The sequence below is a fragment of the Gallicola sp. Sow4_E12 genome (assembly GCF_052116305.1).
Taxonomy (GTDB): Bacteria; Bacillota; Clostridia; order Tissierellales; family Peptoniphilaceae; genus JBQKLI01.
Genome location: NZ_JBQKLI010000026.1, coordinates 1 through 18509, shown reverse-complemented (window position 1 = coordinate 18509; position 18509 = coordinate 1). Strand labels below are relative to the sequence as shown.

General features: G+C 33.1%; 18 protein-coding genes and 1 pseudogene. 13 read left to right on the top strand and 6 right to left on the bottom strand.

What is annotated here, in order from left to right; translation table 11 throughout:
• Nucleotides 1-107: 107 nt before the first annotated feature.
• The 6 genes and pseudogenes from ACTQ46_RS10435 to ACTQ46_RS10410 form a co-directional block, all read right to left on the bottom strand.
• Nucleotides 108-590 (bottom strand): annotated as a pseudogene (locus ACTQ46_RS10435) (relaxase/mobilization nuclease domain-containing protein); the annotation flags it as partial.
• A 2-nt stretch (nt 591-592) separates the two neighbouring features.
• On the bottom strand, nt 593-946 hold the full coding sequence (locus ACTQ46_RS10430) for a plasmid mobilization protein (protein ID WP_441749664.1): 354 nt from the start codon (nt 944-946) through the stop codon (nt 593-595).
• 204 nt (nt 947-1150) lie between these two features.
• Complete coding sequence (locus ACTQ46_RS10425; RefSeq protein WP_441749662.1) at nt 1151-1453, bottom strand: hypothetical protein; 303 nt, start codon at nt 1451-1453, stop codon at nt 1151-1153.
• The gene (locus ACTQ46_RS10420; RefSeq protein WP_441749661.1) at nt 1454-1678 is read right to left on the bottom strand and encodes a hypothetical protein; all 225 of its coding nucleotides are present in this window, start codon (nt 1676-1678) and stop codon (nt 1454-1456) included.
• A gap of 135 nt (nt 1679-1813) precedes the next feature.
• On the bottom strand, nt 1814-2371 hold the full coding sequence (locus ACTQ46_RS10415) for an ImmA/IrrE family metallo-endopeptidase (RefSeq protein WP_441749659.1): 558 nt from the start codon (nt 2369-2371) through the stop codon (nt 1814-1816).
• 20 nt (nt 2372-2391) lie between these two features.
• Entirely contained in the window at nt 2392-2805 is a 414-nt protein-coding gene (locus tag ACTQ46_RS10410; protein WP_441749657.1) for a helix-turn-helix domain-containing protein, read from the bottom strand.
• 174 nt (nt 2806-2979) lie between these two features.
• Here ACTQ46_RS10410 and ACTQ46_RS10405 point away from each other — a divergent pair, with 174 nt between their 5' ends.
• From ACTQ46_RS10405 to ACTQ46_RS10345, 13 genes are all read left to right on the top strand, one after another.
• Nucleotides 2980-3288, top strand: a complete 309-nt coding sequence (locus ACTQ46_RS10405; RefSeq protein ID WP_441749655.1) for a hypothetical protein — start codon at nt 2980-2982, stop codon at nt 3286-3288.
• Between the two features lie 23 nt (nt 3289-3311).
• Complete coding sequence (locus ACTQ46_RS10400; RefSeq protein WP_441749653.1) at nt 3312-3860, top strand: hypothetical protein; 549 nt, start codon at nt 3312-3314, stop codon at nt 3858-3860.
• A gap of 243 nt (nt 3861-4103) precedes the next feature.
• A complete protein-coding gene (locus ACTQ46_RS10395) occupies nt 4104-4517 on the top strand; it encodes a sigma-70 family RNA polymerase sigma factor (protein WP_106644275.1) in 414 nt (137 codons plus the stop codon).
• Nucleotides 4518-4954: 437 nt separating this feature from the next.
• Nucleotides 4955-5119, top strand: a complete 165-nt coding sequence (locus ACTQ46_RS10390; protein ID WP_352396801.1) for a hypothetical protein — start codon at nt 4955-4957, stop codon at nt 5117-5119.
• 90 nt (nt 5120-5209) lie between these two features.
• Nucleotides 5210-6877, top strand: coding sequence for a recombinase family protein (locus tag ACTQ46_RS10385; RefSeq protein ID WP_441749651.1), 1668 nt, complete (start codon nt 5210-5212; stop codon nt 6875-6877).
• Complete coding sequence (locus ACTQ46_RS10380; protein ID WP_441749649.1) at nt 6877-8538, top strand: recombinase family protein; 1662 nt, start codon at nt 6877-6879, stop codon at nt 8536-8538. The genes ACTQ46_RS10385 and ACTQ46_RS10380 overlap by 1 nt, the downstream gene beginning before the upstream one ends.
• Nucleotides 8539-8613: 75 nt before the next feature.
• Nucleotides 8614-10020 (top strand): recombinase family protein, encoded by a 1407-nt coding sequence (locus ACTQ46_RS10375; RefSeq protein ID WP_441749647.1) that lies wholly within the window; start codon nt 8614-8616, stop codon nt 10018-10020.
• Between the two features lie 233 nt (nt 10021-10253).
• Complete coding sequence (locus tag ACTQ46_RS10370) at nt 10254-10466, top strand: hypothetical protein (RefSeq protein ID WP_441749645.1); 213 nt, start codon at nt 10254-10256, stop codon at nt 10464-10466.
• Complete coding sequence (locus ACTQ46_RS10365) at nt 10445-10801, top strand: hypothetical protein (RefSeq protein ID WP_441749643.1); 357 nt, start codon at nt 10445-10447, stop codon at nt 10799-10801. Before ACTQ46_RS10370 ends, ACTQ46_RS10365 begins: the two co-directional genes overlap by 22 nt.
• Before the next feature lie 280 nt (nt 10802-11081).
• Nucleotides 11082-11822: a 23S ribosomal RNA methyltransferase Erm gene (erm, locus tag ACTQ46_RS10360; RefSeq protein ID WP_441749641.1), complete on the top strand. Its 741-nt coding sequence runs from the start codon at nt 11082-11084 to the stop codon at nt 11820-11822.
• A gap of 85 nt (nt 11823-11907) precedes the next feature.
• On the top strand, nt 11908-13809 hold the full coding sequence (locus ACTQ46_RS10355) for a type I restriction-modification system subunit M (protein ID WP_441749639.1): 1902 nt from the start codon (nt 11908-11910) through the stop codon (nt 13807-13809).
• Nucleotides 13806-14966 carry a restriction endonuclease subunit S gene (locus ACTQ46_RS10350; RefSeq protein WP_441749637.1) on the top strand — a complete coding sequence of 387 codons (1161 nt, stop codon included), beginning with the start codon at nt 13806-13808 and terminating at the stop codon, nt 14964-14966. The genes ACTQ46_RS10355 and ACTQ46_RS10350 overlap by 4 nt, the downstream gene beginning before the upstream one ends.
• A gap of 14 nt (nt 14967-14980) precedes the next feature.
• Nucleotides 14981-18061, top strand: coding sequence for a type I restriction endonuclease subunit R (locus ACTQ46_RS10345; RefSeq protein ID WP_441749635.1), 3081 nt, complete (start codon nt 14981-14983; stop codon nt 18059-18061).
• Nucleotides 18062-18509 lie beyond the last annotated feature (448 nt).

Here is an 18509-nt window from a genome sequence, read left to right as displayed (position 1 = left end):
TCCGTGAATTCTCTACGCTTTCTTTTAGCCATATTCAGATTCTCCTTAGTCTTATTGTTTTAATTTTATATGACCTTAAGAAATCTGTCCAACTAAGTGTAACCTATCCACTTCCTTTTATAACTCTCGTAGTAAGGGTCAATGACAGAAAGCTTATTTTCCTTACATAATTCATCACTTCGGTTTCTGATTTGATGATAGGTTTTGTAATTAGCTCGGTAGCATTTACCAGTTACCATATTGACCTGATTAAAGATAATATGGTTATGAATATGGCCACGATCTACATGGGTGGCTATGACATACTCATGCTCATTTCTTAGGTGATTTTCACAGAGTTCTTGACCAATTCGGTGAGCAGTTTCAGCCTCTGTTTCTCCAGGAAAGAAGGATTGAATTAAATGTTGAGCTAAAACTTTTCCCTGTACATTGTTAGATTCTCTTGTTTTTAGAAAAGAAGTATGGGCAGTAACTGGATTACACATGAAACCTGAAACCAGTATTTGGTCGTTGGTTTTTTCATCCTTAGTAATATAGTCAATGGCCAAATTAAGTGTTGATTTTATTGGATGAATTTTTGTAATTGCCATATTTAATCATCTCCTTCTGTTGTTCGATTTAATAGCAAAGAATGAATTTGCCAAATCTCTTTTGAGAGTCTATCCACATCTTGGCGGATACTTTTTATATCGTCTTTATAAATAATGCCAGTCTGATTTACATGCTTTGCAATCTGGTTAATGTTGTTTGTTGCATTAGAAAGAAGCCACTGAATTTCTCGAAAAGGCTCTAAGTCAACGTGATAAATTTCTTTTTCCATGACACATTTACGAATAAAGTGTGCCATAGATTTACACTTAGCCAACTTCATTTTTCTCTTAAAAAGCTCTAATTCCTCATCATTAAGATAAATCTTTAATTGATTTTTTCTGCTTCTATTGTCCATTTTTTTCCTCCATGCTTTTTTGAATTTCGGGGTCTTAGGGTTCTCCATAACAAGTTAAAATTGAATAAAAAAAGAAGCAGTCCGAGAAAGGTCTGCTTCGTCAATTTTTCGCAAGTGGGTACTCACTTGCTATGCTTGCTACTAAAATATAAACGTGTAGACAGCGTTAAGCTTTATTCTGTTTTCTAGGCCTACCTTACCATATTAATTTGAAAGGATGCTGAAAATCCATTTAATTATTGCAGTAACTGAAGATTTTAAATGTTCCCTGAAATAATTATAGGATTGCCCTTTATCTGTAAGAGTTAAAGTATAAGGAATATTATCAGCCCAAAAGACATTGATATAGTTATTCTTTTCTAAGGACTTGAATCTCTCTCTAAGATTTGAGTCTTCTTCAGAAGTTGCTTTTTCAAACTTATTATTCCAATATTTGCTTTGATCAGAAGGGTCAAGCTGTTTGACCTCTCTAATTTCTTTTAATAATTTCCATTCCTGCTTTGTCACTTAGTTTTCCTTAATATAGTGATTTTCTATATAATAATTTGCAATCTTCTCCATGAGATAATCATGCATCTCAAGTATCTCATCGTTTTCTTCTTTTTCCAGATTTCCTTGACGTAATTCATTTTCTAAAGTGTCTAGTTTATCTGAAATTACCAGGTATGATTCTACATAAGAATCTATTTTTCCATCGCTTATTTTCGTTTTTATAGCTTCTAAATCTATCATGACTTTTCCTTTCATTAAGTTCTTTTTTGGGTGGGGAGATTATCGACACTTTAATAATATCAAATAACATCTAACGAGATGTCCCAAAATTGTTTCAAAAACTAAACATCTTTGGCAAAGACCGTGTTAGCTTAACTAAAATAATTCATGATTTGATTTATCCGTTCCATCAATTTCAGAAAAGAATTTACTGTCATAACACACATCTAATCGATTGATAGGGTAGCCCATTCGATACATTTCATTGAGTTTAAAGAACATCAAATTAATGTTTACATTGAAAATACTAGCTAGCTCCTCGTAGCATTTACCTTCCTGTATATACTCAATTAATTCATTATCATCGATAAGTAAATGTGAGGCGAAAAGATTCGCTTCAAGTTCCGTCGAGCTTGTAATATTAAAAAGTTCATATTCAATCATCTCTTCATTCTTTGCAAGGTCATAATGGTAAATATCATGTCCAAGTTCATGAGCAAAAACCATATTTAAAATTCGCTCATCTATGAAAGGATTGAAGAAGACAAACTTATTTCTAAGAATGACTTTATATATTCCAAGCAACTTTGTCTTTTTACTAAAGGGAATCAAAGTTACATTACGTTCTTTCAAAATAGTACGAGGGTCTCTAGTACCATGATGAGCTATTAACTTTTGAACGTCATTATAAATCAAGCTTCTTTTTTGATTCACAGCTGACCCTCCTTACAATTTTATTCTTCCTCGATCCTATATTTTTTAGGTGTGTATTTCTTATTTTCTAGCTTGGCCATATAAAAAGCTTCCTGCATTGCATCAAGTATTGTGGCCTTATCGTCATCAGGAAGTTCTCCACCAGCCATTAATCCAATCATGCCGTTAACAAGTTCTTCAGCATCTTTTGCTCCCTTGTAACCAAATTCATTACGAGCATTGATTAAAAAGTTGGCTTCTTGAGATAGGAAATAATCATCATCTACTTCAAGAGCTTTTGAAATTTTTTCATAATATTTTTTTGTGCGAGGGAGCGTCTCGCCAAGTTCATATCTAGAAATTGTTCTTAATGAGATGCCAGTTTTTTTTGCCAATTCTTCTTGGGTTAAGTTTTTTTCTTTTCTTAAATCTTTTAGTTGTTGGGCGAAGTTCATTTCATATCCTCCTTTATGCCATTGAAAGTCTTAAAAGTTTAAAATGGTATTGAAATAAGCCATTAAGTGGCTTAAGTTAATATAAAACAAGACAATCAATGTCTATATTTTACTTTGAAAGTCATATTATGTCAATCAGAATATATAGAAAGAAATTAAAAACAGGAGGATACATTGAAGGCGGAATTTATAAGAGAAAACTATGAGCCAATGATTCTTGATGAACTAGTTGGCGTTACAGGAATTATGTTATTTGATGATGTTTTTTGTTCAATCGCAAGTGAGGAGGATGGTGTGCTTCCTCATGATATCGCCAACAACAGCATCATTTTTATAGATAAAAAAGCAAAATACAAGAAGAATGATTACATTGTAATCAAGGATAGCAGAGTAATAGAAAGCGGATATAGAATTACAAAGGCTCTTTCTAGCAAAGATAAAGATTTTGTTGGACGATTAGTGATGTTCATAAAAATTTACTGAAGGTGCAAATATGAGGTGGAAAATTGAAAATAATTACAGAAAATACAGGTACAAGAGATTCATACGAATCCTATAAGCATAATGCGAAATTACTACTCAAACTTTATAGGAAAGTAAGCTTTCATGTTCAGGATCGAATTCAAATGAAAGACCAAGAAGTTTATGCAAGTAGAAGACAACACTTGGAAGATTTAGTCATTAGTTTTTTAGAGGTAGATACAGATATTGATGTAAGAAAATTAGAAGAAAGCTTAATCGATATCAATGTGAGCTTATCTTTATTAGAACTTATGGATTTATCTTTAGAGAGACTTAGTAGATATCCAAATGATGGGGAACTTTATGCTGAGATTTTAAGACGAAGATACTTTACGCAGGAAGCCAGAACCTGTGAGCAATTATTGTCTGTTCATAATATGAGCAGATCAACTTATTTTAGATATTTAAATAAGGCGACAGAAGCTTTTGGGAATATGCTTTTTGGATATGCCTTGCCAGATGCCATTGAAGCATTACAAGCCATACAGGAACTGCCTATGGTAGCTGAGATGGCTCAACCTTATGAGACTTGATTGAGACTATAATGGGACAAACTTGGGACGAGCTTGGAACTTAGTTGCTACTGTAATGGGACTTCATCTAATTTAATCTAATATCATAAGGCAAGTTTTGCCTTAAATATTATGGAATGGCCACGGATTACTTCGTGGCTTTTTTTATTCCCAAAATTAGGTGAAAACAAATGAATAAAGCAAGAGCTCCACCAGCCTCCTTGAATTTCAAAACACAAAAAGAAATTTAAGGAGGTTTTTTTAATGGTAAAGAAAGAATATTTTATTTTTGTAAATGGTGACAAGGTGATGGTAAGTAAGGAAGTATATCTGGCTTATTGGCAACATACGAATAGAGAGAATTATTTAGAGCGACTTGATAGGCAAAACAAGTTGCTCTTTTTCTCTGACGTAGATCATGATGGAAATTTTGTAGACAACTTGGCAGATAAAAGTGTTGATGTTGAAAAGCTAGTCGAGACGAAAGAAGCCATTGAAGCTTTAAATACTGCCTTGTCTGAACTAAATGATGAAGAAAGAGAAATTATTAATGCTTTGTATTTTCGGGAAGAAACTACAAGAGTAGTGGCTAATAGATTTGGATTGCCACAGACAAATTTAATTAGAAGAAGAAATAAGATACTAAAGAAATTAAAAGAAGTTTTAGAAAACATATAAAAAAAGTGGTTCAAGAGGGACGAATTTTCACTCTATAAGGTGAGGGGGAATTTGTCCCTTGTTTTGTACCAAAACAAGCAACTAAGAAATGACCTCTCATGTTTGACATAAACATTGATCCTTGACAAGTGAATAGACCAAGACGAGACGTTATCCATTTAAGGAGCACAAGCTTATTTACGCCTAGACCTTCCTGCTGAGAAATCGGTTCAAATGAATACTAGAAAATTCTAAGGATAGAAGGAAGCGAGCGATAAATAGATGAGTTTAATTAAGACCTGGAAATCTTAAGCGATGAATTAAATGGTGATAATGATACTTCTAAAGTTGACGCTGGCCCATCTTGAACAGGGGCAGAGGTGAGATGCCTATGTAGCAATTCCATTGCACTCGTTTATGTCATAAAACTAAATTTTATTTTAAGAGAGGACAAAACTATGAATGAAAAAAACATAGATAAAAGAATAGAAAGAAAAAATAAGGACTATGTAAAGCAAATAGATACGAAAGAGAAGCCTTATACAATTGAGGTTAAAAGGGACTCAAAAGTTGACCTTTTAGAAATTCTGGAACTCTTCTTATGTCCAAGCATTACAATTTAAAGCTGACATTTCATAGAAGATGAGATAGAATATAAGCAGTAGAGATTCACTCGTTACTATTTGCCGAAATAATAATGAGGAGGAATCTCAATGACTACAGCATGTATGTATCTTCGTCTATCAAGAGAAGACGGAGACAGCATGGAAAGCAATTCAATTTCCAATCAAAGACAAATTATTCAAACTTACGCCAAGGTGAACGGCTTAAAAATTGCCTACGAATATGTAGATGATGGTTATAGTGGTTCTAATTTTGAGCGTCCAGATTTCAAGAAAATGATTCAAGATTTAGAGGAAGGGAAGTTTTCTACGATTATCGTAAAAGACCTTTCTCGTTTTGGTCGTGATTATATTGAGTCTGGAAAATATCTTCAAAAAATATTTCCTGAAAAAGGTGTTCGCTTTATTTCTGTAAATGATAGCTATGATAGTGAAAATGCAGATATGAGCGACACTCATTTAATTCTACCTATTAGAAATTTCATTAATGACAGTTATTGTCGAGATATTTCCATGAAAGTAAAATCTGCAAAAGATGTTAAGCGAAAGAACGGTGAATTCATCGGTGCTTTCGCTCCTTTTGGTTACAAGAAAAGCGTGGCTGATAAACATCAATTGGTAGTAGATGAAGAAGTATCTCATATAATCAAAAGAATTTTTCAAATGAAGATTGAAGGTTATTCTTCTAAAGCCATTGCTGATTTTCTAAATAATATTGGTGCGACAACTCCAGCAAAACATAAAGAAAATAAAGGTAAGAAGCATGCCACTGGCTTTATTATTAAAGACGGTAAGTGGGATGCCAAGATGATTAACCGTATCATCGAAAACAAAGTCTATACTGGTGTATTAGAGCAAGGTAAAACTATGAAGCTCAACTATAAGTCCAAGAAGGAAATAGACGTGCATGAAGATGATTGGGTTGTTATTGATGATGCTCATGAGGAAATTATCAGTAAATCGACCTTTGCCCTTGCTAATAAAATGCTAGCAAGAGATTTGCAAACGTCCAAGGATAAGCCAAGCCTATTTGCTGGGATGTTATATTGTGCTGATTGTGGAAGTGCCCTAGTAAGAAGGACAGTAAAAACGAAAAAAGGGGTTAACATCTACTACATCTGCTCTAATTACAACCGAACAGGTGATTGTAGCAGGCACAGTATTAAAGAAGATGAAATTAAACTTCAAGTGAAAGACTCCTTGAACCATTATCTTGGAAGATACAGAAATGTATTAGAAAAGATTTCAAGACTGGATTTAAAGGACATCACCATTAATGCAGACTTTAGCTTTTTAGAAAATGAGAAGGCTAAGTATGAGCGTTTAAGAAAGTCTCTTTATTTAGATTTAGAAGATGAGCTAATCACAAGCGAAGAGTTTGAACGCTATCGCAGAAATTATCTTTTTAAGATCAAGCAAATCGAAGAGCAAATTACGACAAAACAAGAAGTTGTAAAAGAGCTTGAGAAACGCTTAAAGGATAAAGAAAGCTTTATTTCTAACGTTATTCCTTCTAAAGAATTAGATGAAGTAACAAGAGCTATGCTCATCACTTTTATCGATAAGGTAGAAGTATTAGAGGATAGGCAAATTAATTTTGTCTTTAATAACATTGATACAGTCAATCTACTTGAAAAATTGGCGGATAAGAATAAAGCCACAAATGCTAAGAAATTGGCTAAGCCTATCTCTCTCCACCAAGCTTATTCAAAAATCGATCCAACTCCTAGATATGTTTCAGTAGGAGGTGGTATGTAATGGCAAGAACATCAAGAAGATTTGAAGAAAAGAAAGAAATTACCAACAATAGAACTCAATATAGGGCTGGTATCTATACTAGGCTTTCAAATGAGAGAACGGAGAGCTGGAGGGATAAGTCATCTTCAATTGAAACGCAAACTTTGACTTGTCAAGAATATGCTTTAAAAGAAAATATACAAGTAGTTGAAGTTTATACGGATTATGAGTATTCGGGAACGAACTTTAATCGTCCAGAATTCCAAAACATGATGCAAGCAATAAGGGAGCGAAAAATTAACTGTATCATCATTAAAGACCTTTCAAGGCTTGGTCGTGAATATTTGGAAATGGGTAGGCTTATTGATAAAGTCTTTCCTTTTCTAGGAGTTCGTTTTATATCGGTTAATGACAACTTGGATACCATAAAGGAAATGGATAGTAAAAAATCTTTTGAAGTAACAATCAAGAATATTATCAACGATATGTACGCTAAGGATATTTCTGTAAAGATAAAGACTACTAAAATGAATCGAGCTAAAAACGGTTTTTTTATTGGTTCAGTACCACCGTATGGCTATAAGGTAATCAAAGAAGAAGGTGGACAAAGGCTTGAAGTAGATAAGAATGTTCGCTTTATTGTAGAAGAAATTTTTGCATTAACTCTAGAAGGAAAAAGTCAATTAGAAGTAGCGAAACATATTAATGAAAAGGGATATGCTACTCCAATGACCTATTACAGAACTGGGAGAATCTATAGGATAGACGATGATCCTCAATGGCATGTTGGTTCTTTGGGCAAAATGCTAAGCAATCAGTCTTATGCTGGTGATATGGTTCAGGGAATTAAATCCCAATTTTTAGCAGAAGGAAAGAAACAAAAACGTGCTGAAAAGAAAGACTATATTGTTGTTCAGAACACTCACGAGGCGATTATTTCTAGGGAGAATTTTGAAAAGATTCAAACACAGCGTAAGCAAAGAAAAGCAGAGTCTGTATTTTCATCAAAGGCTCATAACCTTAAAAGAGAACCTAAAAACAGGTTTCAAGGTTTAGTATTTTCCTGTGATGGTGAAGACCTCTATAGAAGATATCGTTTTAGTAGCCATAAGATAAGACAATTACAATATCTTTATCGAAATGAGAGATTCAATGGAAGCATTGGCGAGAAAGAATCCTTGTTTATTATGGAAGCAGATTTGGATAAGAGGATAGCTACTGATATTAGTAAAGCTATTCAATCAATTACTAACAAAACTAGCTTCAGTAAAAGAATTCGATTGAAGTATGACCAGGTCTTGAAAGAAGGGAATAGCAAATTAAGTGAGTATGATGATCTGATTCAAAAAGAGGAAATTACTCTTCAAAAAAGCTATGAGAAGTATAGTCTAGGTAAAATAGATAGAAATACTTATCTATTAGAAAGAGATGTAACTCAAGGGCATATAGAAACGATAGAGCGAGAAAAGCAAGCTCAAGAAATCAAAATATCTAATCTAAAAAAAGAAAAAAGGAAGGCATTAAAGTGGATTAAAGATATCTTTTCTGCAAAAGGACTTGAAAAGCTTTCATCAGAACTGATTGATAGCCTAGTAGAAAAAGTAATAGTTTACGCTAAACATGAATTTGAAGTGGTTTATAAATTTAATATGGAGAGCCTAAAGGAGGAGACCAATGAGTAAGATTGCACTTTATATTAGGCTTTCTGTTGAAGACCAGATCAAAGTTAAAAAAACGAAAGCATTATAAGTCAAAGGATGTACCTTAATGACTATTTAAATCAAAATACTGAATTAAAGCATTTAGAGAGGGTTGAATATGTTGACGATGGTTATTCAGGCACAAATGAGAATAGACCGTCCTATCAGAGGCTACTAGAAGATGTTAAGTCAGGGCAAGTTACTAATATTATAGTCAAGGATATGTCTCGTTTTCTAAGAGATTACATTACTTTAGGTGATTATCTAGAGAATATCTTTCCCTTTCTTGGTATCAGATTTATAGCGATTAATGATGGCTACGATAGTTCAAAAGAATTGGGAAATGGCGTTGAACTTGATGTGCAATTTAAGAATCTTATGTATGACTTTTATGCAAAAGATGCTTCTGCCAAAGTTAAAGCTGTGAAGCAAACTCTAAATGAGCAAGGAAAAATTCAATCATGGAATCCACCTTATGGCTATATGAAAGATCCCGAAGATAAATACAAGATTATTCCTGATGAGGAGACATCTTGGATAGTAAAGAAAATATATGAGCTTTATTTAGAAGGTCTCTCAACAAGGAAGATTAAGGATTATCTCAATGAACATGAGATAATTACACCTGCACAAAGAAAGCTTCAGTTAACTAAAATGGACTACTCAAAAAGATATACGGGAATAAAGGATAATCCAGCGTGGAACTTCTCTTCAGTAGTAGATATTCTGGCCGATGAAATTTACACGGGAACTTATGTCTATAGCAGAGTGGATAAGTCATTGGTGAATGGAACAAAAGAAAAGAGTAAATATCTCCCTAAAGAAGACTGGGGAAGAGTCGTTAATAATCATAAGGAAATAATATCTAAAGATGTATTTGATGAGGTTCAGGAGTTAAAAGCTTCTAAGCGTTTTAAGGACAAGAATACAGATTATAAATGGCACAATCACTCACCATTACAAGGGTTTTTATATTGCCCTGAGTGTGGTCATGTTTTAGCAATGACAAGATCAAAGAGACAAAGGAAAGATGGCACAGTAAAAGAACATAGATATTTTAGATGTCGTTATTGTAAGAATGATGGAGTAAAGATAATAGGGTCTAATGCTGATAAAGTTGAACCGTTAGTATTAGAAGCGATTAAAGTTAAATATGATATTTCTTCTGAAATACAAGAGCAGAAGAAGTATCTAATTGACTCTGATGTTCTCATACAAGATTTAGAATCTAAAAAGCTTGCTTCTTATGAGAAATATAAACTAGGAAAAATGACAAGACTTGATTTCATAGAGGAAAAGAAAAAACTTGATGATGAAATTGATGCTTTGAAAAATGAACAATCAAAGAAAGTTGTTCAACAAGCAAATATTCATGAAGAAAAGTTAACAAGAAAGCTGATGGAAAAGGACATCAAATCAATCATAGTTAGAGGAAATCAGATTCTAAAAATTGAATGGAAGTAAGCTAGAAGAGGGTGACATAACAGTTGCCCTCTTTTAATGCCTAGAAGCACTTATTTTTACATATTATATCGGAAATATTTTTTGATTTTATTTGTAAATATTAACCAAATTTTCAATAAATCTATATAATTTAAATCTAATTAGCTATAGAATAATAGTATATATTATGACGTAAACTGTTACTACAAGTTTATAAGAAGATTTTAAGGTAATAAAATGGAGGATAGATATAAATGATCTATTATTTTTCTGGTACGGGAAATACCGAACATATTGCTAAGAAGTTGGCAACTAAGATTGGTCAAGAATTTATTCTTATTACTCATGAAACTATTACAGATAAAGATGAGCGCACGATTATCCAAACTCCACTTTATTTTTGGTCTATGCCACAAATTGTCAAAGAATATTTATCAATGATTACTTGGAAAAAGAAGATGAATTAATTTTTATTCTAACTTGTGGAGGATCTTTAGGAACAGGAGATTTAGCCATTGAGAAGTTGATAAATCCAGCACGATCAAAAGTATACGAACTACCAATAAAAACAAATTATATTATTTTTCATGAAATGGACGATGAAAAAACGATAAAAAGTAAACTCAAGAAAGCCGATGAAAGTCTTCTGAAAATCATCGATGATTTTGAAATAGGTTTTTTAAAGAATGAGAAAATAAAAATCGTTATTCATCAAGAGAATATCCAAGAAGAAAAACTAACTAAAGATTTAATCGAAAAATATATTGTGTCGATTGTAGTTAGAGGAAATGAAATATTATAAGTAAATTGTAGATAATAGCTAGTATCCAAATTCAATAAACTATCAAAAAGCTGTTGTTGAAGTGGATACTTAGAAGTGATATAATGAAAAAGAGAAAAATAGTTTCTCTAAAAATTAATGTATTAAAGATGCATTAATAATTTAAGGAGGACATAATATGCAAATATATGGTGGCATTTATCATATCAGATTAAGAAACAGTTCATTAAACCAAACGATTAATTAACCGGTTATAATGAACTAAAAAAGGTACATTATAACCAGAAAGGTAAAGGTTATAATGAACAGAAAAACTGTTAGATTTGGACAAAATTTTGTAACTTCTATTAATGATATAAACAAAATATGTAAGAAGATAGACGTGAATTCTAATGATGTTTATTTTGAAATTGGTCCAGGTAAAGGCCATTTTACTCAATACTTTGTGGAAAGGGCTAAAGAGGTAATTGCTATTGAAATAGACAGTGAATTAATTCCTATATTAAACAACAAATTTTCAGATCTAGATAATATAAAAATTGTTAATCATGACTTTATGTCTTATGAATTACCATCTACATTTAAGTATAAAGTTTTTGGAAATATTCCATTTAATTTGAGTACTTCTATTATTCGTAAACTTAGTTTAGAAAAATATGCAGATGAGATTTACTTAATAGTGGAATTAGGGTTTGCAAAAAGATTAGAAGACTTAAACCGTAAAATGGGCCTAATGTTAGCTCCATTTTATGAAATTTCAATTTTATACAATATTCCAAAAAGATATTTTCATCCCATACCCAGTGTTGAGGTAGTGCTGATAAAACTAAAAAGAACTTCCTATAATATGTCCATGAAAGAATATATAAAGTATGAAGACTTTATAGAAAAATGGGTAAAAAAGGATTATAATGTTTTATTTACAAAAAATCAGCTAAAACAAGCAATCAGATATGGAAATATTGATAATTTAAGAATCCTAAAAGTTGATCAAATTCTATCCATATTTGAAAGTTACAAATTATTTAATGGGTTAAAGTAATATAATATTTTAAAAAAAGTAGTTGACTTAATAAAGTTGACTGCTTTTAATTTTATTATCCATTAATATAATTATTGTCATTAGCTTGACACGAGAGGGTTCGGGCTCGCTGCTTTTAACGGTAAAGAAACATTTACCCTTAGACGAACAAAAGAAACTAAAATATTATGGTCAAGAAAAGAATACGGCAACCTATAACTTAACTCGAATGAATCTGCTTCTTCATGGAGTGAAGTCGGAGAATATGACGATTAAAAATGGAGATACTTTAGCAGAAGACTGGCCGGAAGATCCAGAACGTCCAGATGAGGGAATTCTTTTCGATGCAGTAGTGATGAACCCTCCTTATTCTGCGAAGAACTGGAATAGAGCAGGGTTAAAAGTTAGCGACCCAAGATTTCAAATAGCAGGAGTACTCCCTCCTGAATCCAAAGGAGACTTTGCGTTTTTACTTCATGGACTATTTCACTTAGGAACTAGCGGAACGATGGCGATTGTTCTTCCTCATGGAGTCTTATTCCGTGGTGCTTCAGAGGGGGGAATTCGAAAAAGATTATTAGAAAAAAATTATATCGATACGATAATAGGAATGCCGAGTAATCTGTTTACAAATACTGGAATTCCAGTGGTAGTTATTATTTTGAAGAAAAACCGAAGATTAGAAGATCCTGTACTTGTAATCGATGCATCTCATAATTTTGTTAAAATCGGAAAACAAAATGTGCTTCAGGAAAAGGATATTGCAAAGATCGTTGATACGTATGTCAATAGACTGGAAGAGGAAGGTTACAGTCATTTAGCGAGCCGTAAAGAAATCATTGAAAATGAATATAATATGAATATTCCAAGATACGTTTCCTCGATAGACAATGAAATTCCTCATGATGTAGATGCGCATTTACTAGGGGGGATTCCTTTAAAAAACATAGAGGATTTAAAGATTCTCCAAGCAGTGGTTCCGGATATACTAAATCATGCGATAGAACCTATAAGAGAAGGTTATGTGGATCTTAAAAAAGATATCGACACATTGACAGAAGAAGTCCTTGAATCAGAATCTGTAAAAAAACATATTTGCGAAATAGAGCGAATGACTAAAGAGTATACTCAGAAATACTGGGGAGTTTTACGTGAAGTAAATAAGGAAACAGATCTAACTAAGTTAAGAGAAGAAATGCTGGAAGAAATAAAAGTTCTCTTATCCCAGTTTAAGTATCTAGATACTTACGATGGATATCAGGTTGTAGCGGAAATATGGAAAAACTCCTTATATCATGATACAGAACTTATTGCGGCAGCTGATTTTTATTCGATAGGAAGATCTCGAGTGCCTCATATGGTAACAAAAGGAAGCGGTAAAAACAAGCGTCTGGAGCAAGAAGGATGGGATGGATCTATTATTCCAAACGAACTTATTGAAAAGAAATTATTTGCATCGTCCTTAGACGAGATTGAAAAGATAAAAATTTCTATACAAGAGCTGGATACAGAATTATCTGAGTTAGTAGAAGCTGCGAAAGAGGAAGAAACAGACGAAAACGCCGCACTATATGACGCATTAAAAAAAGATTCTGAAGATGAGCCGGGAGATACCTTCGACAACAAAGCTTTAAAAGAAGAAATTAAGAATGCAGATAAAACTAGTGAAAAATATAAATTATTAAAAAAAGTTGAGAAATTAATAGCAGATAAATCCAAAAACAACAAAGAACTAAAAGCAAAGGATAAAGAGCTTACAGATTCTGTTCATGAGCGAATTGCACAGTTAACTGATGAAGAGATCGATGAATTAGTTTTCGAAAAATGGTTTGGAGAGGCTATAAATTCTATGATTCTTTTAGCTCAAGAACCCTTGAAGAAAGAATTGGCTATTTTAAAAGAACTGCAGGATCGTTACAAAGATACTTTAGCGGATTTAGATGCAGAAACATTAGCTTTAGAAAAAGAATTCGAAGCATTAGCAAGCCAGCTGGTGGTGACAGAATGAGCGAAAAGAAAAAATTAGTACCTAAAAGACGTTTTAAAGAGTTCGAAAATGCTGACCCTTGGGAACAGCGGAAGTTGGGAGAAGTTGCTAGAATTATAATGGGACAATCTCCTGAAGGAAACACATATTCCGAAACGGCAAGTGATTTCATTCTTGTTCAAGGAAATGCTGACATGCAAAATGGTTGGGTAATACCGAGAGTGTGGACAAGTCAAGTAACAAAAAAAGCGGCTGCTGGTGATCTAATTATGAGCGTGAGAGCACCTGCCGGATCTATGGGAAAAACAGCATTTAATGTAGTTATCGGACGTGGTGTGGCAGCTATTAAAGGAAATGAATTCCTATATCAATTGTTAGTAAATCTAGATAGTAATGGATATTGGAAAACTATTTCAACTGGATCAACTTTTGAGTCATTAAGTTCTGGAGATATTATAAATGCATTAATTAAAATTCCTAAAATTGAAGAACAGTCTATAATTGGCGAGCTTTTTTATAAGCTGGATACTCAAATCACCCTTCATCAGCGTAAGTTAGATAAACTGAAAAATCTTAAATCCGCATATTTATCAGAAATGTTTCCCGCTGAAGGTGAGCGTAAGCCAAAACGAAGATTTGCTGGATTTACGGACGATTGGGAACAGCGGAAGGTTGAAAGTTTATTTAAAATAACTAGAGGATATGTACTTGCAGCAGATAAAACGTCATTAAGAAAAACAAAAACCATGAAATATCCGGTATATAGTTCACAAACATTAAATAATGGATTGCTAGGATACTATAATGAATTCTTGTTTGAGAAGGCAATTACATGGACTACAGATGGTGCAAATGCAGGAACAGTATGTTATAGAAATGAGAAGTTTTACAGTACAAACGTGAATGGTGTATTAATATCGAAAGTTGGATATTCGTGTAAAGCTGTTGCGGAAAGTCTTAATCTAGTTGCTTGGAAATATGTGACAAAAGTAGGAAATCCAAAACTCATGAATAATACAATGAGTAATATAAATTTAATGGTTCCAATTGATTTAGAAGAATTAGATAGAATATCTAAGTTTTTTGCTTACATTGATAATCAAATCACCCTTCATCAACGTAAGCTCGAAAAACTTCAAAATATTAAGAAAGCATATCTCAATGAGATGTTTATCTAGAAAGGAGCGTAAGTATGCAAGAGAAAGAGATTTCTGAAAAATCTTTTCAAGAAAGATTTGTAAAAGAATTGCAAAAATATCGATGGGAAGCTCCTGAGAGTTTAAATGGAAATACTCATAAAGTTACAGTAAAAGACTTGATAGATCATTGGCGAGGAGAGTTAAACCGTATCAATGCGGATCAGCTGGAAGGAGTTCCCTTAACAGACAATGAATTTCAACAGGTACTATCAAAAGTAAAACAAATCAGCAACAGCTATGAAGCCTCTAAAATACTGGCGATGGAAGAATCGAAAGGGAAAATCGATGGTATCTATCGGGATAAAAACGAGAATATCACGAGAAATCAAATTACATTAACGATCTTCAAAAAAGCGGAGATTAGCGGAGGAGATTCCAGTTATAAAATAGCAAGAGAAGTCGTTTCTTCTAACAATAACCGTTTCGACATTGTTTTGTTGATAAATGGTCTTCCGCTTATTAATGTGGAGCAGAAGAGAACGGATAAAACGGTAGAAGAAGCCTTTGGACAATTTAAAAGATACTATAGAGACGGAGAGTTTTCCTATAACTTTATGGCATTTTCTCAGATGATGGTGATCGTCTCCGAAATAGATACACGTTATTTCGCAACACCAAAATCTTACGACGATTTTAATTTAAGTTTTGTGTTTCGATGGTCAGATAAAGCAAATAAGCCGATTACCCACTGGAAAGATGTTATTAAGTATTTTTTAATGATACCTATGGTTCATCAAATGGTAGGGGATTATTTAGTAATAGACGAAGCAAAAGAGGAAGAAGACAGAAGACATATGCTTATGAGACCCTATCAAGTCTACGCTTTACAAGCGGTTGAAGGGGCTGCCTTTGGCGGGGATAATGAAGAGAAAATTCCTCATGGAGGTTTCGTTTGGCATACAACGGGCTCTGGAAAAACAATAACCAGTTTTAAAACGGCTTTGTTTTTATCGACACGTGCTGGATTTGACAAGGTTTTATTCCTTGTAGACAGAAGAGAGCTTGATAGTAGAACAACAGAGAATTTTAAAGCCTATGCAGCTTACGAATCAGTATCTGTAGATAATACAAAACATACTTATAATTTAAAAAGACAGTTGTTTGCTGAAAAAAGAGGAATTATTGTAACGACGACATTTAAGCTTAATTCCTTAGTGGAAGAGCTGGAAGAGTCTGAAAACTATAAGATAGCGGACAAGAAAATAGTTTTTATTATAGATGAAGCTCATCGTACGACCATGGGACAGATGATGGGAAGAATAAAGAACTATTTTAAAAAGAACGGCTTGTTTTATGGGTTTACAGGGACGCCTTTGTTCGATGAAAATAAAATCAGCGGCATGATAAACAGTAAAAGCGAGCTGATCGATACGACTGAAAAGTTATTTGGTCCGATGCTTCATCAGTATACAATAGAAGAAGCGATTTCTGACGGAAATGTACTTGGTTTTCATGTAGACTATATGAATACAGGAGAATTTCGTAGTTATGAGGATTTAAAAGAAAAAGTAACTGCAAAGTTAAAAGAAGAAAAACCAGAGTTAAGCGACCGTGAGATCCAGCGTATCATTGTAAACTGGGATCATGCAGAACTAGAGTTAAAAGCGAAAGAAAAAGGTGTCCTTATATATCATGATGAAACTCATATTCCAAGAGTTGTAGATGAAATTTTAAAATACTGGGATACTCAATCCCAAAACAGAAAGTTTAATGCAATTTTAACAGCTGCTTACAAAAATCGTGTTATTGAATACTATAATGAATTTAAGAAACAGATGGAAGAGAAAGATTTTCATATAAATGTCGCAATGACTTTTAGTTTTGGAAATGAAAATGATCCTGAAAATACTCCTCCTCAAGTCATAGAAGAAATGTTTGCAGATTATTCAAAATTCACGGGAATCGAATTTGCTATGGGCGATAAAAGGCGTGGCGAAAGTGCGTATTTTGAGGATATTGTAGAGAGAGCGACTCGAGGCGGAAGTGGAAGAAATCCTAAAAATATCGATTTAGTCATTGTAGCAGACCAGCTTTTAACGGGATATGATTCTAAGCTTTTAAATACTCTATATGTAGACCGTTCCTTAGAACTTCAAGGTCTCATTCAAGCTTATTCTCGTACGAATCGGGTTTATGGAAAAGATAAAGAGTTTGGAAGTATCATTAATTTTCAATATCCTGCCCTTACGAAAAAAACGGTAGATATTGCTTTGAAATTATACGGAAGCGGAGGAAAAAGCAGCAAGGCAATTGTTGAAAAATATCCTACTGCAGTGGATCAGTTTTCGGTAGCCGTTGGAGAGATGAGAAGGACGTTAGAAGATCCGACTAAATGGATTGAGATTAAGGAGGATGAAGATGAGAAACGGCTATTTCTTAAATCCTATAGAGATGCAGCCGAGCAGCTGAATTTTGTAACCCAGTATTATCAATATAAATGGGACGATGAAGCCTTTGGGATTGATGAGCATAATTGGCTTCATTATGAAGGAGCCTATAAGAATTTACGGGATAAAATGGATGATGGATTTCCTCTAGGACCTGTAATAGAACCTATTAGTGGAGAAACAGGGCTTCAAGGAACAGATATTATTGATGCAAGTCACATTATTCGTTTAATTGGCGAAAAGGTGAATACAGAAAATGATTCCCAGAGTGTAGACAGTGAATCCCTTCGTATCATTTACGAGCAAATTCAGGAATTGAGCGACAGAGGGGAATATGAACAATCATTACTCTTGAAAAAATTTGTTGATCAAGAGCTTGTTCCAGGACATATTCCAAGTGCTCTTCATTTCGATGAAGCTTATGTATTATGGAAGCAGCAATTGAAAGAAAAAGAAATCGTAGATTTTTCGGAAAACTGGGGAGTTGTACCTGAGATTGTTAAAGATTCAGTAGAAGAGTACTCGGTCTCTGAACCTGAGACGATTCCGTTTTTTGATGAAATAGTAAAAAGTCTAAACTATGATAAAGCTAAAAATAAATCAAACAGCAATCGTCTTTCCCATATTATTTCATTAAAGAAAGAAGTAAAAGAATGGATGGCAGGTATTAACGAACGATTCAAATAAAATAGATATAAAAGAAGGATGTAGACCAAGAATTATTGCGATTCTTGGTCTTTTTTTATTTCGCTTGGGAACAGCGGAAAGTTATTAAATTGAACTTAGTAAGTAACGATATTGATATTTATATAAAGAATTTCATTTTTTAGAATCAAATATAGAATAATAGAAATATAAGTTTAAAAACACATAACAAAATAATTGATATTATAAATAATGATAATTAATAATGTATTTTTATTTTAAGTATACTTATTATATTTTAATAGAATTAATTCATCTTAAACATAATCTTTAAACTTTTAAAGTTTGCAATTCTATCATTAATCAATAAAGGTTAGCTTTGAGTCAAGTCCATATTAGTGTGTAAATTCCTCGGGTATCATTTTGTGGTCAATCATCCAGCCTGATCGAGCGGTTTATGCCGCGAAAGCCTATTGATAGTGAGATATCG

Coding starts and splice junctions, on each gene's coding strand:
- ACTQ46_RS10350 (WP_441749637.1), top strand. CDS start 13,806: ATGAGCGAAAAGAAAAAATTAGTACCTAAAAGACGTTTTAAAGAGTTC.
- ACTQ46_RS10420 (WP_441749661.1), bottom strand. CDS start 1,678: ATGATAGATTTAGAAGCTATAAAAACGAAAATAAGCGATGGAAAAATA.
- ACTQ46_RS10345 (WP_441749635.1), top strand. CDS start 14,981: ATGCAAGAGAAAGAGATTTCTGAAAAATCTTTTCAAGAAAGATTTGTA.
- ACTQ46_RS10370 (WP_441749645.1), top strand. CDS start 10,254: ATGATCTATTATTTTTCTGGTACGGGAAATACCGAACATATTGCTAAG.
- ACTQ46_RS10375 (WP_441749647.1), top strand. CDS start 8,614: ATGTACCTTAATGACTATTTAAATCAAAATACTGAATTAAAGCATTTA.
- ACTQ46_RS10395 (WP_106644275.1), top strand. CDS start 4,104: ATGGTAAAGAAAGAATATTTTATTTTTGTAAATGGTGACAAGGTGATG.
- ACTQ46_RS10385 (WP_441749651.1), top strand. CDS start 5,210: ATGACTACAGCATGTATGTATCTTCGTCTATCAAGAGAAGACGGAGAC.
- ACTQ46_RS10430 (WP_441749664.1), bottom strand. CDS start 946: ATGGACAATAGAAGCAGAAAAAATCAATTAAAGATTTATCTTAATGAT.
- ACTQ46_RS10380 (WP_441749649.1), top strand. CDS start 6,877: ATGGCAAGAACATCAAGAAGATTTGAAGAAAAGAAAGAAATTACCAAC.
- ACTQ46_RS10390 (WP_352396801.1), top strand. CDS start 4,955: ATGAATGAAAAAAACATAGATAAAAGAATAGAAAGAAAAAATAAGGAC.
- ACTQ46_RS10410 (WP_441749657.1), bottom strand. CDS start 2,805: ATGAACTTCGCCCAACAACTAAAAGATTTAAGAAAAGAAAAAAACTTA.
- erm (WP_441749641.1), top strand. CDS start 11,082: ATGAACAGAAAAACTGTTAGATTTGGACAAAATTTTGTAACTTCTATT.